The 24,994-nt window shown below is 45.4% G+C and carries 20 protein-coding genes; 15 read left to right on the forward strand and 5 right to left on the reverse strand.

Going from position 1 to position 24,994, the window contains the following annotated elements; all coding sequences use genetic code 11:
- Positions 1-1,389 (forward strand): chromosomal replication initiator protein DnaA, encoded by a 1,389-nt coding sequence (gene dnaA / locus GWP43_RS00005; RefSeq protein ID WP_162661916.1) that lies wholly within the window; start codon positions 1-3, stop codon positions 1,387-1,389.
- Positions 1,390-1,565: 176 nt separating this feature from the next.
- Here dnaA and GWP43_RS00010 read toward each other — a convergent pair whose 3' ends face one another.
- Positions 1,566-2,279 carry a queuosine precursor transporter gene (locus GWP43_RS00010; protein WP_162661917.1) on the reverse strand — a complete coding sequence of 238 codons (714 nt, stop codon included), beginning with the start codon at positions 2,277-2,279 and terminating at the stop codon, positions 1,566-1,568.
- Between the two features lie 547 nt (positions 2,280-2,826).
- Between GWP43_RS00010 and GWP43_RS00015 the strand changes: the two genes are divergently transcribed.
- From GWP43_RS00015 to GWP43_RS00040, 6 genes are all read left to right on the forward strand, one after another.
- The gene (locus GWP43_RS00015) at positions 2,827-3,801 is read left to right on the forward strand and encodes an L-threonine 3-dehydrogenase (protein ID WP_162661918.1); all 975 of its coding nucleotides are present in this window, start codon (positions 2,827-2,829) and stop codon (positions 3,799-3,801) included.
- A gap of 46 nt (positions 3,802-3,847) precedes the next feature.
- Positions 3,848-5,038, forward strand: coding sequence for a glycine C-acetyltransferase (locus GWP43_RS00020; RefSeq protein ID WP_162661919.1), 1,191 nt, complete (start codon positions 3,848-3,850; stop codon positions 5,036-5,038).
- A 186-nt stretch (positions 5,039-5,224) separates the two neighbouring features.
- Positions 5,225-6,163: a hypothetical protein gene (locus GWP43_RS00025; RefSeq protein ID WP_162661920.1), complete on the forward strand. Its 939-nt coding sequence runs from the start codon at positions 5,225-5,227 to the stop codon at positions 6,161-6,163.
- Positions 6,164-6,214: 51 nt separating this feature from the next.
- Positions 6,215-7,225: an SPFH domain-containing protein gene (locus GWP43_RS00030; protein WP_162661921.1), complete on the forward strand. Its 1,011-nt coding sequence runs from the start codon at positions 6,215-6,217 to the stop codon at positions 7,223-7,225.
- Positions 7,225-8,151, forward strand: coding sequence for an NAD(+)/NADH kinase (locus GWP43_RS00035; RefSeq protein ID WP_162661922.1), 927 nt, complete (start codon positions 7,225-7,227; stop codon positions 8,149-8,151). Before GWP43_RS00030 ends, GWP43_RS00035 begins: the two co-directional genes overlap by 1 nt.
- A gap of 45 nt (positions 8,152-8,196) precedes the next feature.
- Positions 8,197-8,865 carry a hypothetical protein gene (locus GWP43_RS00040; protein ID WP_162661923.1) on the forward strand — a complete coding sequence of 223 codons (669 nt, stop codon included), beginning with the start codon at positions 8,197-8,199 and terminating at the stop codon, positions 8,863-8,865.
- A gap of 73 nt (positions 8,866-8,938) precedes the next feature.
- Here the strand turns inward: GWP43_RS00040 and GWP43_RS00045 are convergent, their stop codons facing one another.
- Together GWP43_RS00045 and GWP43_RS00050 are read right to left on the reverse strand one after the other, a co-directional pair.
- Positions 8,939-9,772 carry a hypothetical protein gene (locus GWP43_RS00045; RefSeq protein WP_162661924.1) on the reverse strand — a complete coding sequence of 278 codons (834 nt, stop codon included), beginning with the start codon at positions 9,770-9,772 and terminating at the stop codon, positions 8,939-8,941.
- A 39-nt stretch (positions 9,773-9,811) separates the two neighbouring features.
- Positions 9,812-11,536, reverse strand: coding sequence for an RNA-binding domain-containing protein (locus GWP43_RS00050; protein ID WP_230977747.1), 1,725 nt, complete (start codon positions 11,534-11,536; stop codon positions 9,812-9,814).
- A gap of 227 nt (positions 11,537-11,763) precedes the next feature.
- On the opposite strand from GWP43_RS00050, the gene GWP43_RS00055 reads away from it, so the two are divergent.
- The 7 genes from GWP43_RS00055 to GWP43_RS00085 all read left to right on the forward strand — a co-directional run bounded on the left by GWP43_RS00055 (position 11,764) and on the right by GWP43_RS00085 (position 19,947).
- A complete protein-coding gene (locus GWP43_RS00055; protein WP_162661925.1) occupies positions 11,764-12,222 on the forward strand; it encodes a flavodoxin domain-containing protein in 459 nt (152 codons plus the stop codon).
- A 20-nt stretch (positions 12,223-12,242) separates the two neighbouring features.
- On the forward strand, positions 12,243-13,265 hold the full coding sequence (locus GWP43_RS00060; RefSeq protein WP_162661926.1) for an ABC transporter substrate-binding protein: 1,023 nt from the start codon (positions 12,243-12,245) through the stop codon (positions 13,263-13,265).
- 54 nt (positions 13,266-13,319) lie between these two features.
- Positions 13,320-14,294, forward strand: a complete 975-nt coding sequence (locus tag GWP43_RS00065) for a FecCD family ABC transporter permease (RefSeq protein ID WP_230977748.1) — start codon at positions 13,320-13,322, stop codon at positions 14,292-14,294.
- Complete coding sequence (locus GWP43_RS00070) at positions 14,291-15,085, forward strand: ABC transporter ATP-binding protein (RefSeq protein ID WP_162661928.1); 795 nt, start codon at positions 14,291-14,293, stop codon at positions 15,083-15,085. The genes GWP43_RS00065 and GWP43_RS00070 overlap by 4 nt, the downstream gene beginning before the upstream one ends.
- 70 nt (positions 15,086-15,155) lie before the next feature.
- Positions 15,156-16,301 carry a class I SAM-dependent RNA methyltransferase gene (locus GWP43_RS00075; protein ID WP_162661929.1) on the forward strand — a complete coding sequence of 382 codons (1,146 nt, stop codon included), beginning with the start codon at positions 15,156-15,158 and terminating at the stop codon, positions 16,299-16,301.
- The gene (locus GWP43_RS00080; RefSeq protein WP_162661930.1) at positions 16,298-18,076 is read left to right on the forward strand and encodes an outer membrane protein assembly factor BamB family protein; all 1,779 of its coding nucleotides are present in this window, start codon (positions 16,298-16,300) and stop codon (positions 18,074-18,076) included. Before GWP43_RS00075 ends, GWP43_RS00080 begins: the two co-directional genes overlap by 4 nt.
- A 92-nt stretch (positions 18,077-18,168) precedes the next feature.
- On the forward strand, positions 18,169-19,947 hold the full coding sequence (locus GWP43_RS00085) for a P83/100 family protein (RefSeq protein ID WP_162661931.1): 1,779 nt from the start codon (positions 18,169-18,171) through the stop codon (positions 19,945-19,947).
- Between the two features lie 68 nt (positions 19,948-20,015).
- Here the strand turns inward: GWP43_RS00085 and GWP43_RS14315 are convergent, their stop codons facing one another.
- Together GWP43_RS14315 and GWP43_RS14320 are read right to left on the reverse strand one after the other, a co-directional pair.
- Positions 20,016-21,164 (reverse strand): molybdopterin cofactor-binding domain-containing protein, encoded by a 1,149-nt coding sequence (locus GWP43_RS14315; RefSeq protein WP_230978165.1) that lies wholly within the window; start codon positions 21,162-21,164, stop codon positions 20,016-20,018.
- Positions 21,095-22,633, reverse strand: coding sequence for a molybdopterin cofactor-binding domain-containing protein (locus tag GWP43_RS14320; RefSeq protein WP_230977749.1), 1,539 nt, complete (start codon positions 22,631-22,633; stop codon positions 21,095-21,097). The genes GWP43_RS14315 and GWP43_RS14320 overlap by 70 nt, the downstream gene beginning before the upstream one ends.
- Before the next feature lie 413 nt (positions 22,634-23,046).
- Between GWP43_RS14320 and htpG the strand changes: the two genes are divergently transcribed.
- Positions 23,047-24,960 carry a molecular chaperone HtpG gene (htpG, locus tag GWP43_RS00095; RefSeq protein ID WP_162661932.1) on the forward strand — a complete coding sequence of 638 codons (1,914 nt, stop codon included), beginning with the start codon at positions 23,047-23,049 and terminating at the stop codon, positions 24,958-24,960.
- Positions 24,961-24,994 lie beyond the last annotated feature (34 nt).

Here is a 24,994-nt window from a genome sequence, read left to right on the forward strand (position 1 = left end):
ATGAATAGTTGCGATTATCGTATTTTTTGGGAAGAAACCGTAAAACAATTAAAAGATGAAATAGGCGAACAGGAAATATCCATGTGGTTCTCGCGTATTGGCTACGAGAGGGCAACGGATACCGTAATCGTTTTATCGGTACCTTCCGGTTTTTATCGCGATAATGTGCGGCAACGCTATGAACTTCTCATCGAAAAAAAGTTATTGGAGCTGCTCGGCTCTCGTATCAGTATTGAATTTGAAATAAAAGCCCCGCAGGCAATGGATATTCAGTCGGTACCTAAAAAAGATAAACCGGCAGGGACGTTAGCATCAGTTTCCCATGAACCGCAAAAGACGGCGCTGCCTGAAGAAAAAAAGAAGCACCCGCTGCTGAATGAACGTTATACATTCGATAAATTCGTGATAGATGCCGACAACCCCCTTCCGGCAAATGCTGCGATTGCCGTTTCAAAGAATCCCGGGACGGCTTATAATCCGCTGCTAATTTACGGTGGTGTAGGATTGGGCAAGACACACCTGATGCAGGCAATCGGCAATGCCTTGTATCAAACAACCAACTTGAAGATTTTGTATGCCCCGGCGGAAACCTTTACAAATGAGTATATCGCTCATGTAAATAAAAATAAGATGCATGAATTTAAAAATAAATACCGCAATGCGGATGTGTTGCTGCTTGATGATATTCACTTTTTGGAGAAAAAAGAAGGGACTCAAGAAGAGCTGTTCCACACTTTTAACGCCCTCTATGAAAATAATAAGCAAATCGTATTTACTTGCGACCGTCCGGTAGAAGAACTGAAAAACTTAACCGACCGGCTCCGCTCCCGCTTTACCCGCGGTCTGAGTATCGACTTAAAGATACCTTCGTATGAAACTCGCTGTGCTATTTTATTTAAAAAGCTTCAAGATGAACATTTTTCTGTTCCCGACGAAGTAGTACACCTAATTGCAAAGAATGTTTCTTCCAATGTCCGTGATTTGGAAAGTGCGCTCACTAAATTACAAGCGTATTCGGAGCTGACTGGTCCCGTTACGCTCGAAAATGCGCAGCGACTTTTACAAGACATGTTCGGATCTCCCCGTCAGCATAATATTTCAATCGACACGATTTTAAAAATCGTTGCCGACTATTTCGGTATCTCATATATCGATTTAAAAGGAAAAAAACGGACAAAAAATGTTTCTTTCCCACGGCAGGTGGCAATGTATCTGGCTCGTGAAATGACCGAATTTTCCACTACGGAAATCGGTGTTGAATTAGGCGGACGAGACCATTCGACAGTTATGCACGGGCATCAAAAAATAGAAACACAGACAGCGCTTGAACCTTCGCTGGAAGTTACCATCGCCGAGCTAAAAAAACGCATCACCAACGCCAACCAATAACGCTGATAAGTCTTGCTCAATCCGATATATCTGTATATCGGATTGAGTAGCGGCGTTAGTAGTTCTAAACAGTATTGAGTTTTCTTGAGGAAAACTCATAATTCAGAAATGTACTCAGGATGTATATTTCTTAACAATACCATTCTGAGGCCGTACTGAAGTAGTTTTTTTGTAAATCACCTGCTAAACTGCGGCAGTGGATTATACCGCTCGCCATAGTCGTAGGTATCAAGCTGTTCGTGTTTTTTAAAGAAGTTGACAACCAGATAGGTAAAGGGTGTGCAGACAACCTCTATCGTTGTCTTAAAAAGATAATTGGAAAAAGCCATTATAATTAAAACAGAAGATGCGTACAGCCCTGAAAACGAAATCATCACAAAAATGACACTGTCCAGCAGTTCTCCGACCAAAGTGGAACCGATGGTGCGCATCCACAGATGTTTACCGCTGGTAAGCACTTTCATTTTAGAAAGAACGGTAGAATTGCTGTACTCACCGACAAAGTAGCCGCAGATACTACCTGCGCTGATACGAGGCATTTGCAGCAAAATATTATTAAAATCGCTTTGCAGATTCCAGCCGCCCTCTGCCGGCAAAATACTCACCAGCCAGACATTGAACGCCATAAAAATGAGGACGACAAAACCTGTCCAAATGACTTTCCGCGTATCCCGATAGCCGTATACCTCAGTCAGCACATCTCCGAAGATATACGAAAACGGAAACAGCAGCGTTCCACCGTCAAAAACAAACGGACCGATCTGCACCATTTTTACTGCCAAAATATTCGACAGAACCAAAACACCGATAAAGAGTCCGGAAAGAACCGGCAAGAAATTCTTTTTCTTCGTGAAGCCCTTGGCTTCATCTGTCAAAATAGTATCATTCATTATTTTATTATAGCAAAATCGGAACAGCAGTGATATACTAAATATATCAGGGCAACCGCATCAGACAGTTACCTAATAACCCCGCAAAATAATTGGGGCTGTTCAACCTGTTCTTTTGAAAATAGAGGGGTATCTACTGTGTCGTACGGCAAAAAAGTATCCTCAACGTATCAAAGATACGCCTGCGGTGCTTTTTTGCCTATCTCCTTGTATCTACCGCTCTCTTTTCAAAAGGCTAACGAAAAGTCTCTTTTCAAAAGCGTCGGTTCTATGTGGTAAACTTTTATTCTGAATTTTTACATATTTGTCTGATGCGTTTGCCCTTCCTTAAAATAAAATACACGAAATTTTATTTAAAATTTCGTGCGAAGGTAAAAGTGTATTATCTGAGGAGGTATCATAAAAAGTACCGTCTGAAATTATCGCCGATACTTTTTATTTCAAGTTTGCGTTGCAAACTCGATTATTGTTATGTGCGCATTATGCGCACGGCTAAAAATTTTTTCGGAAATTGATATTTCCTGCAAAAGTTTTTATAGGAGGTAATATGAAAACAATACTGGTAACAGGAGCCCTCGGTCAAATCGGCAGTGAGCTGGTTATGCACCTACGCAAGACCTACGGCGGCAGCAATGTAATTGCAAGTGATGTAGTTAAAAAAGACATGCCGGAAGTCCTTGAATCCGGGCCGTTTGAGCAATTAAACGTATTGGAACCGCAGAAGGTTGCTGATGCATGTAAAAAATATAAGGTCGATACTGTCATTCACTTAGCAGCGCTCCTTTCCGCTGTTGCGGAACGCGATCCGCAAATGGCATTCAACATCAACATCCACGGATTATATAATATGCTGGAAATTGCCCGGGAAAACAAATACCGATTCTTTGTCCCCAGCTCTATCGCAGCCTTCGGGCCGGGTACTCCAAAAGACAAAACGCCTCAGGACACCATCCAGCGCCCGACATCGATGTACGGCGTAACCAAAGTTTCAGGCGAACTGCTCTGTGACTACTACCACAAGCGCTTCGGTGTTGACACCCGCGGCGTGCGCTTCCCCGGCCTCATCTCGTATACAACTCCTCCGGGCGGCGGCACTACCGACTATGCCGTTGACATTTATTACGAAGCGCTCAAGAACAAAAAATACGAGTGCTTTATTAAAGAAGGCACCTATATGGACATGATGTATATGCCCGATGCCCTCAAAGCAGTTCAGCAGCTTTTGGAAACAGATGAGTCAAAGTTAATCCACCGTAACGCCTTTAATATCGCCTCGATGAGCTTCACGCCGGAAATTATCGCAGCGGAAATTAAAAAGCACATCCCGGAATTCCAAATGACTTACAAGGTTGATCCCATGCGGCAGGCAATCGCCGATTCATGGCCTAACTCCATCGATGACACCTGCGCACGGAATGAATGGAACTGGAAACCCGAATACACACTGGAAACCATGACCGTCGATATGCTGGAAAAACTGAGCAAGCGACTCGGCGTTGCGTATCAGTCGGCACGGAAATAAAGAAACGTTCCAATGAGCATTAAATTTCATTGAAGAGGAGAAAACAATGAGCAATATTCACGAAATGGCTTTTTTACAACAAAAAGTACAGGAATTAAAAGATCAAGGCTTGTATAAGGTACCGGTAACCCTTGACGGGCCGAACGAAGCAGAATGCGTTATCAATGGAAAGAAGGTTATCAATCTTTCATCAAACAACTATCTGGGCTTTGCAAACCATCCCCGCTTAAAGAAGGCGGCAATCGCAGCTATTGAGACTTACGGAGCGGGAGCCGGCGCTGTCCGCCCCATCATCGGAAACATGAAAATCCACGATGAGCTAGAAGAACTACTGGCAAAGTTCAAGCGGGAAGAAGCGGTACTCACCTTCCAGTCAGGTTTTAACTGCAACGCAGGGGTTATCCAAGCGGTTACCGACAAAGGCGACCTCATCCTATCCGACGAATTAAACCATGCATCCATCATTGACGGCTCCCGCCTTTCAAAAGCCGATAAGGCAGTGTTTAAGCACTCCGACATGGCAGACTTGGAGCGGGTTTTAAAAGAGAAGCGCCCCAACTACCGCAACATCCTCATCATCACTGACGGCGTGTTCTCCATGGACGGCGACATTGCCAAGTTGCCGGAAATCGTTGCCCTTGCAGAAAAATACGAGTGCTTAACCTACGTGGATGACGCCCATGCCAGCGGTGTATTAGGCGAAAGCGGACGCGGCTCCGTTGACCACTTCCACTTGCACGGCAGAGTAGACTTTGCAATCGGCACCCTGTCCAAGGCAATCGGCGTTGTCGGCGGCTATGTTGCCGGTAAGCAGGTTACCATCGACTGGCTGAAAAACCGCGGACGCCCCTTCCTGTTCTCCACCGGACTCCCCCCCGCCGCTATCGGCGCATGTATCGAAGCCATCAAAATGCTGATGGAATCAACCGAATACACTGACCGGCTGTGGAAAAACGCCCGCTACTTCAAAGAAAAGCTCGCCCGCCTCGGCTTTAACACCGGACACAGCGAAACCCCCATTACGCCGGTCATCATCGGGGAAGAAGCGAAGACCCTTGAGTTCTCCAAAAAGCTGTTCGATAACGGCTTATTCATCGGACCGATCGTGTTCCCAACCGTACCCAAGGGCACCGGACGTGTCCGCTGTATGGTAACGGCAGGACACACCACCGAACAGCTCGACCGCGCTATCGCTATCTTCGAAAAAGTCGGAAAAGAGATGGGCATTATCGCGTAAGCTGATCTTAAACGATAAGAGACGGAAGCTATGATATAGTTTCGGTGATACGGACTGAGCCGATACGGTTCGTACAGCCTTCCGTCTCTTTATCTTTTTAGACATACCCTATAGCCACAGAAGAATTCATTTTCAAAAGCACCTCATTATTTGCGGCGCAACTTATTTACTCAAAGAGGAACACTCATGGGAAGTTTAGATTTTTTATCAACGGATTATCAATTTAAAAAATATAAGAATGTATATGCAGGGATGCTGCAAGGGTTTTATACGATTTTTCGCGTGGATACCAATGCGAAAAAATGTATCCTTACCATCGGCGCCTCTAAAGAGGCTGATGGAGAAGACATGCTCGCTCTTTTGCAGCCGCGGCTTTGCGAAATAAAAAAGGTAAAAACGCGTATCGATAACGCAACATTAATCCTTGAATATCCTATACCGGCATTAGGTAACTATAAGAAAACATTCAATTTACTGAATGATACCGTAATCCCGTTCCTTGTAGAAAATAAGTATAAATCCGGCGGATTTATCTATGGTAAAAATGATGGAACGATACGGTTGTTTCAAATAGGACTGCAATACCTGTATCTAACCGAAGCTGAACGGGCGGAAAAAGAAGCCGATCTTACCGCTCAAAAAGAAAAAGACAAAAATACGCAAGAAAATTTTTTACTCGGTACATTGGGCGTTATCGGCGTTGCATTAGCGGGGATCTTACTGTATGTTATCGTCGGAAAAATGAACCTCTATGTTTGGGCGATTCCAGTCTTACTCAGCGCAATATCCTATACTGTATACAAACGACTGGGGAAAAAATTAACCGTAAAAGCCATCGTTATGATTTTGATTGTACTGGGCATAGCGCTCGCAGCGGCAACTGTCTTGGAATACGGCTGGCGTATATACGATGCCATAAATGAAGCGCCGGATATTGAGCATATCAGCTTTTTCGATGCTTTAAAAGAAACGCCGGAGCTTATAATCACCGAACCGGATATCGCAAAGCTGGTTAAAAGAGATTTATTGGTAAACGGTGGAATTTTAATACTGGCCTCAATTATTACGATAGTAAGCGCTTACAGGCAAGAAGTACGGTTTATCAAAATAACAAGATTGGATTAAGTATAAAAAGTCATTGCATTATGCTGTATCAGTTATCAGAGGAGAGCCGATATGTTCGGATTGCGATTTGTAAAATTTGAACCAAATGAGTATATTCACGTAATTAAAAAAGGACGTGTGGTAAAAAAAGGGCGCGGGCTTTCGTTTTGGTTTTATAAACCTTCGACTTCGATTATTACCGTTCCGCTTGAAACAAAAAACGTACCGTTCATGTTTGAAGAGCTTTCGAGCGATTATCAAACGCTGACCATACAAGGTGATTTGATCTATAAAATAACAGATACCGAAAAAATTATCGATCAAGTTAATTTCTCCGTCGATCTTAAAAATTATGCGTACCTCTCGGATGATCCTGAAAAATTGAGCCGGATTATTATCAATTTGGTAAATACGATGACCAAAACCGAAGTTTCCAAGCTGCCTTTGCGGGAAGCGATACAATCAATTGATCGAATTGCAGGAGCATTAAAAGAAGCGGTGCAGCACAATGAATATCTGCAAAATTTGGGAATCACAATCACAAATATCAATATTCTTTCAATCTTGCCGAACAAAGAAACAGCGCGGGCGTTGGAAGCGGAAACGCGAGAAAATATTCTGCGCGAAGCGGATGATGCGGTGTACAAGCGGCGTAATGCAGCGGTAGAGCAGGAGCGGAAAATAAAAGAAAATGAATTGAATACGCAGATCGCAGTTGAAGAAAAACAGCGGCAAATTATGGAAGCGCACATGGAGGGGAAACGAACGGTTCAAGAAAAGAAACGGGTTATTTTACAGGAAGATATGGCGTTCAAAATTAAGCAGGAGCAGGAAAATGCGAAGCTTATTGAAATTTCCGTTAAGAACAAGAAGACCGAAGCGGATATTAAAGCCTATTCGCTGAACGCCGTTCTGGAGCCGATGTCCAAGATCAATCCCGAAATTATCAAAGCGCTTTCTTCAATCGGTATGGCGCCCGAAAAGCTGATCGCAAATGCATTTACCGGGCTCGCGGAAAATGCCGGTAAAATCGGCGAGCTGAACATCAGTTCGGAACTGTTACAGCAGCTGATGAAAAAATAATGGACAGGCTGATTATTATCCGCCGTCCGACTCGTTTGGACGCGCTTGTCGCGCGGTTTAATACAAAGCAGCAGGCTCAATTTTACATCGAACATCTGAATGCGGATTTTAAGGATTATGAAGCGGAACACGAAACGTACTATGCGGTATTGGATAGGCTGGTAAAAACCGCGCAAGGTATCGGCAACGTACAAGTTATCGACTGGAAATTTTTACCGAATTTTATATTCGGCAAAAATGATACGGTTATTACCGTCGGACAGGACGGCCTTATTGCCAATACTCTGAAATATCTGGAAGCGCAAAAACTGATCGGCATTAATCCCGACCCGAGCAGGTGGGACGGCGTCCTGTCTCAGTTTTCCGTAGATGAGGCCGGAACGGTTATCAGGCAGGCATTGAATGATGAGGCAACCGTAAAGCAGGTTACCAAAGCGAAAGTACAGCTTTCCGATAATCAGGTGCTGTATGCCGTCAACGATTTTTTTATCGGTGTTAAAAATCATGCGTCGGCGCGGTATGCTATTACGGTTGACGGAGCCGTAGAAAATCAATCTTCAAGCGGCATTATCGTTTCTACGCCGCTCGGACGCTCCGGTTGGATGAAAAGCGTATTGGCAGGCGCTTCGGGAATTACCGGCCGCTTATCAAAACAATCGCTCGCAATTAAAGCGAAGTCCGTCATCGATTGGGGCAAAGAACAACTCACCTTTGCCGTGAGGGAACCGTTCCCGAGCGTCAACACCGGTACAAAGATTATTTTCGGTTCTATCACCCCCGGTACGGATTTCTGCGTTGAATCGAGGATGGGAGAAAACGGCATCATCTTTTCCGACGGCATTCAAGATGATTATCTGGATTTTAATTATTCGGTTGTCGCGCGTATTTCCATTGCAGATTCCAAAGGCAATATCGTGGTGAAATAAACACTCGGTCTTTCATTAACATATTCTCCTCAAAGGAGTAATACCATGAAAAAGATAGACATACTCTGTGTCTTATATGTTTTTTCTACGGTTGCAATATATGCACAAAATAGCGATACTGCTTTATTAAAAGATATTTCATATTCTATTCCTAACAATTTCTATATCATAGATTATGCCATCGGAAACTTCATTTCTAAAGAAGAGACTTCTATCATTATTTTTTGTGATGCTGTAAAAATTAAAAACGCATCAAAAACGGTGCAGAAAACATTCTTATATGAGGTTCATAACGAAAAGCCTAAATTGTGGGGAGAATTAAAAATCAATTGCTGCTATTATAATTATGAAGAAAACATGGATTCTTTTTATAAATCTTTGAAAATGGAACAGGACTTATCAGCATTAGGCAAGCCCTATCGTTTTGGTTGGGTAGGAGATTTTAATGAGAATGGAATTACAGAACTTATGTTTGCTCAATCAGCATACTCAGAAGAAGGTGCGACTTTGGAGTTTTGGGAATTCCATAATGGAGCATTTAAGATAACTTTACCTGCACAAGATGATATTTGTTTTATTCTCGATGTGAATAAAAAAATGCATTCAATGAAGTTAGAAAGAAGCAAATATTCTGCTGTTATTGACAATTATGAGACAAGAATTTCAGAAATTTTTTGGGATTCAAAAAAATTTCAATATTCCGTGCAGGAATAATTAAGAATTGCTGTTGGTATATTGCACAGTTTCATTATTAGGACGGTTCAACGAGAAGTTAAGAACAGCTCCCTCAATACCCCACATACTCAGCCGCGGGATAGATACATCCCGCGCACGCAATATCGGTGGAACGCCCTGCCTGCACCCATACCGGCTTAAAATAATTTCCGGCAGCCGGTTTGATTTTTTGTATGATGCCGTCGGGACAATGAATTGAAACAGGCTCTCGTTTTTTCGGTGAATGAGATGAATGTTCGCCGGTTGCTGTGGAGGAAAGCAATTCGCATACCCGCGTCAAGAAGGCGATCCGTTCTTCAAGCTCAAAGATAAAACGGGAATAAAAAGCGAGCACCCCAAAGTCATTGCCGGAAAGAACACTTTGCTCAAGCTGCTGCAGCAAGCGATTCAGCGTTAGAAACGCAGACTTCGATTCTTGATAGCGGGCAGCGGAATACTCGCAGCCATACACCTGTTGCAGCACTGTCTTGAGTGTTGCAGCGTCGTTGTATATATGCACAAGTTTTTGCGTACAGTGCCGGAATGCGGTTTCGACAGCAGGGCAACAGCCATCAAGCACATACATCTTGGAAGAATACAGCAGCGGACATTTTTGCGTCGTTAAATATACCATCGTGCTCTTGATTACATCGCAGGCAGGATAATCACCGTGCTTAAAAATAAAGGCGTCCACTCCGACAATCGGCACCGGCACAAGACCGCAGCCGTAGATGAGTGCTTCGTCAATAACGGGAGACTGAGCTTCCGAATACGCAGAGCCGAACACTCCAACGATATTATCATCCGCCTGCATCCGTAGCGTCGCATCTACATACGCCTCCCTACGGAGATCGGGAGCATAGTCAATTATTTCCCGTAATGAAGCATGCTTAAAATCTAATTCCATACGCCGATCGTTTTATTCCTGTTCAAATTTTTTACGTTTCTAATTAAGTTCCCAATATCCGTTATTTCCGGTACCGATATATCGTAAATTCTCTATCTCTTTTATGGTTCTCTGGATAGTTTTTACACTTACGCCGGCACTATCTGCAATAGTTTGCCTTGTAATCTTATTATTTGACCTCACCTTTGCCTTTATAAATTCAATCAGTTCTTTCTTATTCTGAGGGACATTCTGAGGGACATTGTGAGGGACATTCTGAGGGACATTGTGAGGGACATTGTGAGGGACATTTTTTTCGCCGACTTTTTCCGTCGCAATCTTCTTGAGTGGAATAATCGTTCTGAATATATCTCCTTCTTCAAAAATAGGATTTTTTCCCGAATACAGCTGTGTGTACTTATAGGTGTTACGCATACCGGAACCAAGCTCATCGGCAATTCCAATTTCCCTAAAGACTTTAGATATCGACGGATTTTTAGGAAACGGTTCGAATTTTTGCAAATCCAATGCGCCTATCCCATGTGCTACATTGCTGTTTTCGATAGCAATTTTTTCATCATCGATAATCATTTTCGCAGGAAATCCGCTTGAATAATCCCTGTGAGCTAATGTGTTGGAAACTACTTCTCGGAGTATTCTATCTCTTGCATTGACATTAACAATGCCCTCTAGAACAAACAAGTCATTCAAATGCTTTCTGCCAAAGTTGATAAGCCTATCATAACTGTCAATCAGATTGGTAATGACGACATCTCTGTCATCATATCGGTCTTTGTTCTCTACTCTAAATAGTGCATCCGTTTTATGCTGTGATAAAACGGACATAATGGCGTTGTCTTTTCCAAATAATAAAATTGCAGCTAAGGTAATACCTTCTTTGTTTGTTTCCGGATCAATTAAAATTAAATTAGCCGTTCTCAGAAGTTCTTCATCATTCATACCCTTCCATAAATGATTTTGATTCCTTGCAATAGCCATTTTTCGTGCTTTTTCAATTACCGCTGAGTTTAAACAATCTATTCCCAAATTAGGATAGACCTTATTTACAAAATAGGTGCTTTGCTTCCGCGCATAAAGCTTATATACCAGTTCCGCATTATCGGTAATATTTATATCACCCTCGTAAGACCTATCCCAAATGCGCCCATTGTGCCTGCACACCTGACAGCCTTTTGGAACTTTGATATAAATAAGTTTCTTGCCTTCCATATCTATTGAAACAGGTGTTAAGTATAAAGGCGGATATATTTTTTGCGAATTATTAATAGCTGTTGTAAATTCCTTTATTATTTTATCAATCTTGTCAGGATTAACGCCGGTAATTTCTCTTTTGTCGTTAACTCCTAATACTATATGACCGCCGTTTCTATTGTTAAAAGAACAAACGGAATCATATACGTCTTTTGATAAGGCATTCTTTGATTCTTTAAATTCAACATCTATTTTTTCACCGTTTTGAATGAGTTTCTTTATTTCTTCTGGTGTCATAATTCTCCTTATGCTGATTTTATCACGCCAAGAGCTTATTTTCCATACCGGAATATTTATCGGCAGGGCAACCGCATTAAAAATATTTTTAGCGGTTGCCTTCCTCCTGTGCGAAATTTTGCTTAAAATTTCGCACATTTTTTTCAACAGGCGGGTAAACGCATCAGGTAGAGTAAATAAAAGCCGCGGAAAAATTGAGACTGTGAGACCATTTGAACCATCTTCAACTGTTGTACGTCCATGTACATCAGTTGAAGGCGAGTTTTGTGCGTGCACAAAACATCACTACTGTATGGAACCACTGCCATCCTTGGCAGTTCGGTAGAATAGTATCGATTTTTCTGCGGGAATGTTAAAAAAACGACCTGATGCGTTTACCCTGATTTATCATTTGCATCGCTCTCCGAAAAATAGTACAATCGCACCGTTAAAAATAAGACACTGTCGAATAATGTAAGCACATCGATCGGCATTGTTTTTAAAATTATATATAGGGAGATTTTATGAAAAAAGCGGCAATTATCTATGCATCGGTTCATCATGGAAATACGGAAAAAGTAGTTACGGCAATGGCGCACGACATGCCGGTAACGCTGTTTAAGGCAGAACAAGCTCAAAATGTCGATTTTTCGGAATATGACTGTGTCGGCTTCGCTTCGGGAATATATGCGGGAAGGTTCCACAAATCGATATATGCATTTTTGAAACAGCACCGGCATGAACTTCCGAACCATGCCTTTGTCGTATGTACGAGCGGAGTGGGAAAAGGTCGATATGCAAAAAAATTTGCCGGCTATTTACAGACGAACGGTTTTACCGTATTAGGGGAGTTCGAATGCAAGGGATTTGATACTTTCGGGCCATTCAAGCTGTTCGGCGGCTTAGGGAAAGGACATCCTGACGATAAAGAGCTTGCAGACGGGGTTGCGTTTATTAAGAAGATTATGTTAACGTCTATCTAAGTCTATAAAAGGAGGACGCTATGTGTAAAAAACTTTGTTCATTGGCAATCTTGGTTGTGATGCTCGCAGCTTTGCCGGTATGGGCAGGCGGAAAGCAGGACAAAAAAGCATCGGAAGGTTTTGCAACCGTAACCGATCATCAGGGCAGAACCGTTGTTATCCCAAAAAAGCCGGAGCGGATTGTCGCGCCGTTTTATATTCTCAGCAACACGGCATTGGCAATCGGCTGTCGGGAATATATCGTGTCGGGCGACGGCGGAAAAAGCGGTCGGCCGTTTATTAAAGAATTCGCTCCCGAACTGGCGGATAAGCCCGCATGCGGCGGCGCAAAGAATTTGAACCTCGAAGCGGTTGCGTCTCTGTCTCCCGACCTCATTTTAGTGCCGTTTAAAGCCGCGCAGCAGCTTCCTCAAATCGAAGCGCTCGGTGTTCCCGCATTGGTGATTGAGCCTGAAACGATGAAGAATTTTTTCAGCTATGTTGAAATGCTCGGCGCCGCTTCCGGTAATCGCGAACAAGCACAAAAACTCCTCACTTTTTATAAGACAATCTTAAATGATGTCGCAGGTTTCGTAAAAGGCGAACCGGCGGTATCCGTTTATGTGGCCAGCCGCTCCGATCCTCTGAACGCGCTCAGCCCCAAGATGTTCCAAGCGGAACTCGTTGCGGCAGCGGGCGGGAAATTAGTAAGCGATGATATTACCGATGTCTATTGGACAAAAGTATCGCTGGAACAGGTGCAAAAATATGCCCCGCAGGTTATCGTTGCCGCAACGGGATCGAAGGTAACTCCGGCAGAACTCACCGGAAAGGCTGAATGGAAGGGCATTCCCGCAGTGGATAACGGCAAAGTCTATGTATTCCCGTCAAATGTTGATGAGTGGGATTCTCCCATTCCGTGCTCATGCCTCGGTGTTATCTGGCTTGCCGATAAACTGCATCCGGGAAAAGTTCCTGCCGATTATTTGGCGGAAAAAACCAAGGCTTTTTATCGGGACTTCTTCGGTAAAGAAAAAGACCTCGCTTCCCTTAATGTAAAATAAAACCCTTCAATGCAGATGCGGTACCGGACTAAACTGATATGTGCAGCTTTCATAATGCCTCTGGCGACGCTGATATTCTCGCTGAGCTGGGGGCGTTATCCGCTCTCTTTCATTAAGATACTTTCCATCCTGTTCCGCACCGATGCATTTGCAGCGGTAACTACAGCCGATTACAATATCTTTATGAACATCCGGCTGCCGCGCACCCTCTTTGTCTTTCTTTCAGGAGGTGCAATCGGGTTGAGCGGGGTAAGCCTGCAAAGCCTGTTCCGCAATCCGCTGGTGGCGCCTGACATCATCGGTGTTTCTACCGGCGCTTCCCTCGGCGCGGCAATCGGTATCGTGCTGCTCCATACAAGTTCGGCAGGCATCCAGCTCTGCGCCTTCGCGGGCGGCATCGGGGCGACATTGCTTGTGTTGCAGCTTTCGAACATCGGCGGAGAACACAGTCTGATACGCCTTGTGCTTGCAGGCGTCATCATCAATGCGCTTGCCGGAGCAGGCGTATCCCTTATCAAATACACGGCGGATCCGCTCAATGAGCTGCCTGCTCTGGAGTTCTGGCTGATGGGCTGTTTTAACGTTATCACGTGGAAAAAGCTCGCCGCCTTTTTGCCGATTGCCGTTGCGGGATGCAGCTTTATTATCCTGTTCCGCAGGCAGCTCAATATTCTCTCGCTCGGTGATGAAGAAGCGGCGGCGCTCGGTACGCCGGTTAAAAAGATGCGGCTGCTGTTTATTATCACCTCGACATTGTTGGTTGCAAGCGTCGTGTCCGCCGCCGGCATCATCAGTTGGATCGGGCTTATTGCGCCGCATGTTATCCGGCTGCTGTTCGGCAATAACAATTACAAGGTTGCCCCGCTTTCTTTTATGTGCGGCGCCGCCCTGCTGCTGTTTGCGGATACCGTTGCCCGCTCCCTGTCCGGCAATGAGATACCGGTCAGTATTATCACGGCTGTCATCGGCGCGCCGATTCTTGCGCAGTTGATGCTCCGCCGGAACAACGATATTTGGATTGGAATATGAACGCGGCTTTTGAGCTTGACGGCGTTACGGCGGTGCGGGGAACTCAGCCTATTCTGAAAGACCTCCGGCTGCATATTCCGCAGCAACAGGTTATTGCGCTGATAGGCCCTAACGGAGCGGGCAAGACTACGCTGTTGCGGCTGCTTGCCGGATTGGATATGCCCGCGTCCGGTACGCTTTCGGTATTGGGAGAAAATGCGGCGCAGCTTACACGAAAGCGATTTGCCCAAAAAGTATGTTACATTCCGCAGGGACATTCCGGCGTATTTACCTACACGGTACGCGACTTTGTCGTGATGGGGCGTAATCCCCATCAAACCGCGCTGCAAGCCCCGTCGCGAAAAGATTGGGAATATGTCGATCATGCGCTTGAGGTATTCGGCTTAACGCAATTCGCAGACCGCTATTACAGTCAGCTCAGCTCCGGGGAATCGCGGCTTGTGATGCTTGCCCGCGGCATGGTACAGGATGCGCCCATCATCCTCTTGGATGAACCGACCGCCAATCTCGATTTTTACAACGAGCATAAGATTATGCAGATTACCCGTAAGCTTTGCACAAAAGCGCACAAGACGGTACTCGTTTCTATTCATAACCCCGCGCTTGCCTTGCAATACGCCGACCTTGTCTACTGCATTTACGGCGGAGGTATCGCAGCCGTGGAAGAAAAAAGCAATCCCGATTTTGAACGCAACATCACCGCGATGCTGAATGTTATGTACGCAGAAAAAGGCTGCGGCGCTATCCGGCTCCAACGCATCGATGATATCCCGTTTGTGTATTTGAAATAACGGCAGCGCCGACCGTTTCTGTCTCCGCGGCTGCTTTATAAAACGTCCGGTTTCCTGTATACTACACTTTATGCGGGTTACTACGGAAAAGATCGTATTCGGAGGAAAAGCTCTTGCGCGGGTTGACGGGAAAACCGTGTTTATCCCCTTTGCACTTCCCGATGAAGAACTCGATATTACCGTTACGGTAAATAAACGCGATTACAGCGAAGCCGCCATTAAAAAAGTTCTTACTCCTTCTCCGCACCGGATTGAACCGCCCTGCCCGTATTTCGGACACTGCGGCGGATGTAATCTGCAAATTGCGGATGACGACTTTCAGCAATCACTCCGGCAGATAATGGTTGCAGAGCTTTTCGACAGGGCGCATATTACACCGGAACGTCCACCGATTTTTATTGCGGGACCCGCATGGGAATATCGAAATCGGTTTCAATTCCATACGGATAAAAACGGAACAATCGGGATGCATGGGGTTTCGAGCAACACGGTTATTCCCGTACGCGACTGTCCTATTGCGGCACCTGCGTTGCGTACCGTTTTGCAGCAAGGCGGACTGCAAAACCTTTTTCCTCATAATAAAAAGATGGATAAAGATCGGCTCCATGTTTTTGCACAAGATGCGGTGGTGTACAGCCCTGTCCGTCCCAATGCTTCGGCACGGGTAAATGGCACCGTACTGAACTTTAACGTATTCGGCTTTTTTCAGTCGAATATTGCAGCGCTGGAAAAACTGATTGAACCGGTATCCGATCTTCCTCGATGCACACGAATACTCGATTTTTATGCCGGCGTCGGTACGTTCTCCGCTTTTTTAACGGGCAAAGCGGCCGAACTTCACTTGGTGGAACACAACGAACGGGCACTTATCACGGCAAAGCAAAATCTTGACCGGATTATTGCGGAAAAAAACAGCCCCTGCCGATGCTTTTTCCATACAGTTTCCGATGCCGATTGGCCGGATATCCCCGCTGCACAACTCACTTATGATGCCATCGTTATCGACCCCCCGCGGCAGGGTATCCATGAACGAGTCCTTATCTATTTGGGGCAAGCAAAAATTCCGCGTATTCACTATGTTTCCTGCAACCCCGCAACCTTTGTCCGCGATGCAAAAAAACTAACCGCATTGGGGTACCGATTTATTGAGTACCGGTTATTCGACTTTTATCCGCAAACGCACCACTGCGAACTTTTAGGAATTTTTATACGATGAAAAACTCGAAGTATTTTTTAGTCACCTTATCTACAGCGATCCTTTCGTTCGTTCTTTTATTTATCCCGGTAAGCCTACTTACTGCACAAACCGCACAAATAGAGCAAGCCCAATGGTCGGCGGTTATGGCGGGCGAAACACTCTGCGATCCGGTCTTACATGGAGAATATATTTATACGTTAAGCTCGGATCAGGCTCTTAACTGTATCGATTACACCGGTTCCTTTGTGTGGCGGAGAAATATTGAACGAACGATAAAACCGTTTTTGACCGTTTCCCATTCCGGTATACTGATTATTGCGGATGCGTCGAGGATGCTGCAGGCTGTTTCCGGTCAGGGGATTTATCTGTGGTCGGTGCAGCTGCCGGAACCGGCTATCTATGCCCCTTACAGTACAACCGACGGTAGAATATGCGTACTTACGCGATCCAATCTTTACTGTTTTTCCGTAAAAGGGAAACTTAAGTGGCAGGTGAAATTATCCTCTCCGCCGGCCCGGCAGTTATGCGAAACGGGAGCAGCGTCATTATTGCTGATCCTTACGAACAAAGATTTTTTAACTATTTCCCTCACCGGACAGGTGTTAAACACAAAGACTTTAAAAAAAGATATTGCCGTACTTTCCGCTGCTCCCGGCGGGTATGTGATGAGCACCGGTGACGGCATCCTCGCCTATTACCGCAGCGAAACGGTCTCTACTGGAAACAGGAAAACAACCGCTGAAGCCGTTGCACAGCATACAACCAATGCCGGACAGAATGAAAAAACCGTAGGGCAAGAAAAAGTCGGTGCAGCAACCGACAATGGTTTTGCAGTTTGGCAAGCGCAGGAGCCCGTTCCGCTGTTTATACAAAATTCCGGCGATGAACTGGTGTGCATATATGCCGACGGTACCGTTTCGGGGCGGGACATTGCCTCAAATAAAATTAACTGGATGGCAAAGTTGAGTAGCCGCATAGCGCTTCCAGTATATTATTCCAAGACGGATGGTGAATATTATATTGCCTGTAAAAGTATAGCAGCAATTATCAGCGGAACGGGAACCGTAAAGCGGGAACAAAAAATTGTCGCCTCCGCTTTTCTGCCGGTTATTACATCAAGCGGCATCCTTATTGCCGTTGATGATTGGGTCATCAACAGCTGGCGACTGGATACAAAAATTATGCAAAGCAATCCGCAGCCGGAAGCGCCGCCTCAGTATCACATTTTGAAAACACAAGAAAAAACGCAAGTACTTCCTTTTTTCGTTCCCTATGGAGATACGGGCTCACTACTATCGAGCATCGATGAAGCCATTACAAAAGGAACACTCGGTACAAATGAAGCGGCATACGCACTTACCCTGCAAACTATTTTAACAAACAATCAGAAGGCAGCGTATTTCCCATACAATTTTACGATTTATGAGCGGGCTCGGGCAGCGGAATTACTCGGACTATTAGAATCATTGGAGTATCGGACGATTTTACTCGATGAGGCATCAAAAACTTCCGACCCAACCTTAGCTGTCGCAATTATCCGTGCATTGGGATTTATTGCTGCCGACCCTGACACAAGTTCGATCGAATCGATACAACTGTTGCTACAGCGTTGTGGGGTACGCGTCTATGAACCCGCGTATGCCGCCTGTGATGCTTTGACTGAAATTGCAAAATATGGTGATAAACAGACTGCCGGTTCAGCTGTAAAAGCACTATTTACCATCGCAGCGAGTGCTTTTCCCGAAAATATTAAACAGTATGCAAGACAAAAGATAAAAACTATAGTAGAATAAAACTGAACTTTGTTTTACTGAGAAGCTCTTTTCCTCCGGGATACCGAGGGTGTGAGTTTCTCCGTATCATCTTCATAGAAAGGGGTTGTTCAATGAAAAGAATAGCGCTTGTATGCCTCTGTACATTTGCCTTTATGAGTATGGCTTTTGCGATAGAGGTCGATCAAAGTGAACTGAAGCAGGCCGGAAATACGCCGATTGAATTTATCAACTACACAGGGCCTCATGCCGAAATCGATACGCTGCGGGCTATCGCAGAAATCGGGGAATCGCTTGCAGGGGCTGCCCAAAGAGGACGCGCCGGTGATACGAATCGCTACGCCGTTATCCACGCGGTCGATCCGTCGGTGAAGGCTGGTCTCGATGCCGATATCATGATTATCGGAAGCGGGGCTAGGGTAGACCATATCAACAACTTACGGGTTATTATCGCCGGTTATTTACAACGCGCCTATGGATACTCCGAAAAAGATGCGAAGACAATTGCCCATTTTGTAACGATTTACAACGCAGTATACCGCGGCGACATGAATATGTTTAAGAGTAAGTATAAAGCGGTTGTTATCAAGAATTTGGCTACCGATAAAGTCGGTTTGGCGCTACGCTATGATGAATGGCCGGGAAAGACACAAATTGTTATTCCGCTCTCCGATCAGAAATACAGTGGTACGTTAAGCACGATCGATACAAAATCGCTCTCCGATAAGAACGTCGTTGACAAGATGCGTGAGCAAGATGATAAAGATATCGCGACACGCAAAGACATGATCGACCTGAAAGAGCGCGAAAGCAGCGCCGCCCGCGATCGTGCGGATGTTGCACAGAAAAATGCCGCCGTGGCTCGGAAAGATGCTGATACGAAACGGAATGAAGCTGCATCTGCACAAAAGGAAGCTGATAAATCAAAGACAGCTGCGGTTCAATCAAAGCAAGATGCGGAAAAAGCTCGGAAGGATGCAGAAGCGGCAAAGAAGAAGGCTGCCCAATCCGAAAAAGCAGCAGCAGCAGCGCAGAAGCAGGCTCAGAAAAATCCGAATGATCGTAAAGCAGCCGAAGAAGCTGCAAAAAAACAGCAAGAAGCCGCAAAAAATAAGCAAGAAGCAAGCGATAAAGATAAAACTGCTGCAGAGAAAGCAAATGCAGCAAAAAAAGGTGATCAGGACGCAGCGGCAAAGCAGAAAGAAGCCGATGCAAAGCAGAAGGCTGCCAATGAAGCTGCAAAACAAGCTCAAGATAAAGAACGTGAAGCTTCTTCCGAAAAGCAATTTGCCGATACAAAAGAGCAGGAAGCCCAAAGCGACCGGAAAGATGTTGCTGCGGATACTCGGAAAATTATCGAAGAAAAGCGGGAGGAGCGGAAAGCTCAAGATGAGGCGGCTTTTGCGTCTGCATTACCCGGAGCCATGTTGAAAGTAGTTGATTCCGGTTCTTTGCTTTCAGAAGTGGTGCTACTTGACCTTAAAACGGAAAAACCGCTGAAAACCTCATCGCTGAATACCATACGCGGGCGTGCCCTTATCGAAGGAACGGATTCCCTTATCGCGATTGCCGGTTCAAAATCCGGTAATCAGATGATTACATTGGTTGCTATTAACCCTCGTACACTTGAAATGACCAAGCAGGCGACAGTACCTATTGCTGCCCAGAGTCTTTTAATACAGGCTGATGACAGCTACTATGCCGTAATTGAGCAATCTGGCAAAAACTACCTTGCGCGCTTCAACAATAATCTCGAAATGCAAGCGAAATCGAGTGTAACCGTTCTTCCGTACACAGCGATAAGTGTTACGGAAAAAGGCTTGCTTGTACAGGATACGGCAAACAATATTCGCCTTTTGAATGCGAATAATCTCGCGGAAGCGATAAAGTAAAAAACTTGCAACCATCAAAATAGTAAAAAGCCGATTGAACACGTGATGTGTTTAATCGGCTTTTTTGTTTACTTTTTCCGGCTATACGGCGTATTTTCCAATGGAAGCTTTGTTCTAAAGATACCGTCGCGGTTATAATACGCAAGAGCAACCGCAGGCGCTGTCGGAATACTGGCAATTTCACCGATCCCCTTCGCACCACAGGCAAGTTCGTTATCGTTATGTTCGATAATATCGACCTTTATCGGCGGTACTTGCGGCGCTTTAAACAAGCCGAGCGTACCGAATTTAGCGGTCGGAACACTCTTTTGCAGCGGATAGTCCTCCGTTAGCGCATATCCGAGGCTCATCACGACGCCGCCTTCGATCTGCCCTTGCAGCGAAATCGGATTAAGCGCGCGGCCGACATCGTGTGCAGCTTCCACATACGCGAGTTTTCCTTCTTCATCCAAATCGATGAGGTGCGTTGCGTATCCATAAGCAACATGACTTACCGGATGGGGTTTATCGGAACCCAGTTTGTCCGTCGGATAGGTATATTCCGCAAAAAATTCTTTGGTACTCAGGGCGGTAAACAATTCAGGCAGTATATCTATGTGTTCGGAGAGCTTACCTGTTTTGCCGCGCTTTTGCAGTTCTTCTTCAAGCGCTTTTTTGACGTCGGTAGCAGCCATACGAGCACTTTCGCCGGTAAATACGGTTTGACGTGAGGCGGTTGTTTCTCCTGCGTCGGGAGCAAATTTAGTGTCGGGTGTCTCGTAATGCAAAAGATAGCGTGGTAAATTAAGTACGTGACTGACAATCTGTAATAAAATTGTTCCGATTCCCTGCCCGATACAGGCCGCGCTCGAATAGATATGCACACCGTCTGCCTGTAGCCGCAAAGTCGTCCGTCCGAAATCGGGAATACCGACTCCAAGTCCGGAGTTTTTAATGGCACACGCGATACCTGCCTTTGGATGAGCGTCATAATACGGCTTTACCGCTTCGAGGGTTTGTACAAGAGCGGTTGAATCGTCGGCATATTGACCGTTCGGCAGTACTTGTCCCGGGCGGATTGCATTCCGGTAGCGAATTTCCCATGGACTGATGCCGACCTTTTCCGCTAATAGATTGATGCACGATTCAACGGCAAAGCAGCTTTGCGTTACGCCGAATCCTCTGAATGCACCGGCCGGCGGGTTATTGGTGTACCACGCGCAGCCGAGTATGTCGATATCCTGATAGTTATACGGCCCTGCCGCATGAGTACAGGCACGCTGTAGTACCGGCCCCCGCCGAGTGAGGCATAAGCGCCGGTGTCCGAATGGAGCACGGCTTTTAAGCCGGTTAGGTAGCCATTCTCGTCGCAGCCGAGTGTAAAATCCATTTCCATCGCGTGCCGCTTCGGGTGGATAATAATACTCTCTTTTCTGCTTAAGCTTACCTTTACGGGGCGTCCGGTCTTTAACGCAAGGATAGCCGCATGGTGTTGCACGCTCATATCTTCTTTGCCGCCGAATCCGCCTCCAACCATCTTTGCGATAACCCGTACCTTGTCGATGGGCAAGCCGGTCGCTTCCGAACATTCCCGTTTTGTTTGATATATACCTTGATCCCCCGAATAAATAATGACGCCGCCTTCTCCGTCCGGCATAGCCACTGCCGTTTCCGGCTCCAAAAAGGCATGTTCGGTGGGGGGAACGGAATAGTGGTGTGAAACGACATACTTTGAATTTTTTAGCTTCTCATCGGCATTGCCGCGCACGAGGTGTTCTTTTGAAAGGAGATTCCCTCCTTCATGGACATGGGGTGCATCTTCCGCCATTGCTTCTGCCATAGAACACACGGGCGGTAGTTCTTCGTATTCGATCTTTACCGCTTTTTTTGCAGCTTCCAAAATCTCGCGACTTTCGGCAGCAATCAGAACGATGGCGTCACCCAAATAGTGCGTTTCTTTACCGAGGGGAATAAGCACATCCCAGTCTTTTTTTAAGTGCCCGATCTTTTGCATACCGGGAAGATATTTTGCCGTCATTACAATATGAACGCCGGGCATCTTCTCCGCTTCTTCGGTATTGATAGACAATATCTTTGCTCGCGGATATGCAGTGCGTACGGCGCTTCCGTACAACATCCCGTCCGGATACATATCGTCGACATATTCGGCAGATCCCACCGCTTTTGTGTATGAATCGACACGGAGCGCACTGCTGCCTACCGCCGTTTCGATTTTTGCTTCCGGCACGGGTATATTTTCACGTAACATCTTTGCTGCTAATAAGATAGCTTCTTCAATTTTTACATAGCCGGTACAGCGGCAAATATTATTGCGGATTGCCTGTTTTACATCTGCAGGAGAGGGGGCGGGGTTTGTATCGATAAGTGCTTTTGCGCAAATAACCATACCGGGAATACAAAAACCGCATTGCACCGCGCCGCAGTGCGCGAATGCGTATTGATACACGGCATATTCACGTTCGGGGAAGCCTTCAATCGTCATGATCGATTTTCCCACTAATCTGTTTGTAATTTGTACACAGGCCTTCATCGGTTTTCCGTCTATTAAAACAGTACAAGTACCGCATGCACCTTCCATACAACCGTTTTTAACGGAAGTTAAACGCAATGTATCCCGTAAAAAATAGATGAGTTTTTGATTTTCTTCGGCTTCAACAATCCGGCCGTTAACGGTTAATGATACCATAGCATACTCCATCCGGAAAGATATTATGTAATTGTGGATACCCAAAACGGATACACACAAAAGATACCTAAGGGAAGTCCCTAAAAAATTGAGATTTTTAAAGACTGTTCATCAATGAGCTAACTCTACCGTATCAGTATAAGGGATAAAAATGGAAAAATCAACAATAAAAAAAGAAAATTAGGATGCCAAAAAAATAGTTTGATTTATATGGAAAGGTGAATATTCGTACTCTGCATTGGAATACGCTGATTTGCCGTTTTCCACTATTTTGAGTACATTTAATCTGCCTTTTCATTTAGAACCAGCAAAGGCTCAAAAGCGATAGTGTTTATTCTTCGCTATCTTCAATAAATAGCGGCAATAAACAGTTTCAGACCGCTTAAAATTTTTTATTAACTTGAGGTTATAGCATGGCAAAGTATGAGTTTCAAACGGAAGTTAATCAGCTGCTCCACCTGATTATCCATTCTCTGTATTCAAATAAGGAAATATTCCTGCGGGAGCTGGTGTCGAATGCCTCCGATGCGCTCGATAAGCTGAAATATCTGACCGTATCGGATGCCGCATTAAAAAATCTGCAATTCAATCCCCGTATCGATATTACGTTTAACGAAGATGCCGCAACGCCGACGCTGACTATCCGCGACACGGGTATCGGTATGAACGATGAGGATATCAAAAACAACCTCGGTACGATTGCCCGCTCCGGCACCAAGGCATTTTTGGAGCAGCTTGCCGCGGATGATAAAAAAGACTCCAACCTGATCGGTCAATTCGGCGTCGGTTTTTATTCAGCCTTTATGGTTGCATCTAAGATCGAAGTGATTTCGAAAAAAGCAGGTGAAACTACCGTATGGAAGTGGATTTCCGACGGCAAGGGCGAATATGAACTGGAGCAAACCGATGATTCGGCGTTCCCGCTCATCGATGACGTTCCCGAAGGGGCTAACGGTACTTGCATCACCCTGTATCTAAACAATGAAGATTCCGAATTTGCAAGTCGCTGGAAGATTGAAGACATTATCAAACGCTATTCGGATCATATAGCCTTCCCGATTTATCTCCATTATATTCACAAAGAATATGATGATAAGGGCAACGAAAAATCGCAGGCAGCAAAGAGCGAGCAAATCAACGATGCAAGCGCGCTGTGGCAAAAGCCGAAATCGGAGTTGAAGGACGAGGACTACAAGAATTTTTATAAGTCGCTTTCGCACGATTCTACCGATCCGCTCTTATATGTCCACACCAAGGCGGAGGGGACGCTGGAGTACACCACGCTCTTTTATGTTCCGGCAAAGGCTCCATTCGATATGTACCATGCCGACTACAAGCCCGGTGTAAAGCTTTTTGTAAAGCGGGTGTTTATCACGGAGGATGAAAAAGAATTGCTGCCGGTGTATCTACGGTTTGTACGCGGTATTATCGACAGTGAAGACCTGCCGCTCAATGTCAGCCGCGAAATCCTGCAGCAGAACCGTATTTTGAACAACATCCGCTCCGCCTCGGTAAAAAAACTCTTGAGTGAATTTAAAAAGCTCTCTGAAAATGATAAGGAAAAATACGAAACCTTTATCGCCGAATATAACCGGCCGTTAAAAGAAGGTTTGTACAGCGACTATGAACATCGCGACGAGCTTTTGGAACTGATCCGCTTTAGAACAACGAATGAGGAAAACACATGGACGAGTCTTGCCGACTACGTACAGCGGATGAAGGAAGGACAAAAGGCGATTTACTATATCACCGGCGGCGATGAAAAGGCGCTCAGACAGTCTCCGCACTTGGAAGCATACAAGGCGAAGGGCTTGGAAGTGCTGATTATGCCGGATGAAATTGACGATATCGTGATTCCGTCCGTCGGCAAGTATAAGGATTGGGAACTCAAGGCAGCAAACCGCGCCGGCTCCGACGAAGAGCTGAGCACCGACGAAGAAAAGAAAGAAGCAAAGCAGAAGGAAAAGGACTTTAAGCCGATTGTCGAAAAGATTAAAAACGCGCTCGGCGATGCGGTAAAAGAAGTACGCCTTTCCAAACGGCTTGCCGACTCACCTTCGTGTATCGTAGTGGACGAAAACGATCCGAGCTTGCAAATGGAGCGCATGATGCGGGCAATGGGGCAGCAGCTCCGCGGCGAGGTAAAGCCCATTTTGGAAATCAATGCGGAACACCCCATTCTGCAGCGGCTCAAGGATACCGATGACGAAGCGCTCATTGCCGACACTGCATTTGTGCTGTTAGATCAGGCGCTGCTGCTGGAAGGCAGTACACTCAAAGACACCGCCGACTTTGTAAAACGCTTGAACAAGCTGCTTGCACGGTAAGATAAAAAAAATGTCTCGATAGAAAGGCTCTCTT

The sequence above is a fragment of the Treponema vincentii genome (assembly GCF_010365865.1).
In the GTDB taxonomy this organism is placed as follows: Bacteria; Spirochaetota; Spirochaetia; order Treponematales; family Treponemataceae; genus Treponema.

Bases quoted from the DNA above. Each gene is read 5' to 3' on its own strand.
- dnaA (WP_162661916.1), top strand. From the start codon at position 1: ATGAATAGTTGCGATTATCGTATTTTTTGGGAAGAAACCGTAAAACAA.
- GWP43_RS00010 (WP_162661917.1), bottom strand. From the start codon at position 2,279: ATGAATGATACTATTTTGACAGATGAAGCCAAGGGCTTCACGAAGAAA.
- GWP43_RS00015 (WP_162661918.1), top strand. From the start codon at position 2,827: ATGAAAACAATACTGGTAACAGGAGCCCTCGGTCAAATCGGCAGTGAG.
- GWP43_RS00020 (WP_162661919.1), top strand. From the start codon at position 3,848: ATGAGCAATATTCACGAAATGGCTTTTTTACAACAAAAAGTACAGGAA.
- GWP43_RS00025 (WP_162661920.1), top strand. From the start codon at position 5,225: ATGGGAAGTTTAGATTTTTTATCAACGGATTATCAATTTAAAAAATAT.
- GWP43_RS00030 (WP_162661921.1), top strand. From the start codon at position 6,215: ATGTTCGGATTGCGATTTGTAAAATTTGAACCAAATGAGTATATTCAC.
- GWP43_RS00035 (WP_162661922.1), top strand. From the start codon at position 7,225: ATGGACAGGCTGATTATTATCCGCCGTCCGACTCGTTTGGACGCGCTT.
- GWP43_RS00040 (WP_162661923.1), top strand. From the start codon at position 8,197: ATGAAAAAGATAGACATACTCTGTGTCTTATATGTTTTTTCTACGGTT.
- GWP43_RS00045 (WP_162661924.1), bottom strand. From the start codon at position 9,772: ATGGAATTAGATTTTAAGCATGCTTCATTACGGGAAATAATTGACTAT.
- GWP43_RS00055 (WP_162661925.1), top strand. From the start codon at position 11,764: ATGAAAAAAGCGGCAATTATCTATGCATCGGTTCATCATGGAAATACG.
- GWP43_RS00060 (WP_162661926.1), top strand. From the start codon at position 12,243: ATGTGTAAAAAACTTTGTTCATTGGCAATCTTGGTTGTGATGCTCGCA.
- GWP43_RS00065 (WP_230977748.1), top strand. From the start codon at position 13,320: ATGCCTCTGGCGACGCTGATATTCTCGCTGAGCTGGGGGCGTTATCCG.
- GWP43_RS00070 (WP_162661928.1), top strand. From the start codon at position 14,291: ATGAACGCGGCTTTTGAGCTTGACGGCGTTACGGCGGTGCGGGGAACT.
- GWP43_RS00075 (WP_162661929.1), top strand. From the start codon at position 15,156: ATGCGGGTTACTACGGAAAAGATCGTATTCGGAGGAAAAGCTCTTGCG.
- GWP43_RS00080 (WP_162661930.1), top strand. From the start codon at position 16,298: ATGAAAAACTCGAAGTATTTTTTAGTCACCTTATCTACAGCGATCCTT.
- GWP43_RS00085 (WP_162661931.1), top strand. From the start codon at position 18,169: ATGAAAAGAATAGCGCTTGTATGCCTCTGTACATTTGCCTTTATGAGT.
- GWP43_RS14320 (WP_230977749.1), bottom strand. From the start codon at position 22,633: ATGGTATCATTAACCGTTAACGGCCGGATTGTTGAAGCCGAAGAAAAT.
- htpG (WP_162661932.1), top strand. From the start codon at position 23,047: ATGGCAAAGTATGAGTTTCAAACGGAAGTTAATCAGCTGCTCCACCTG.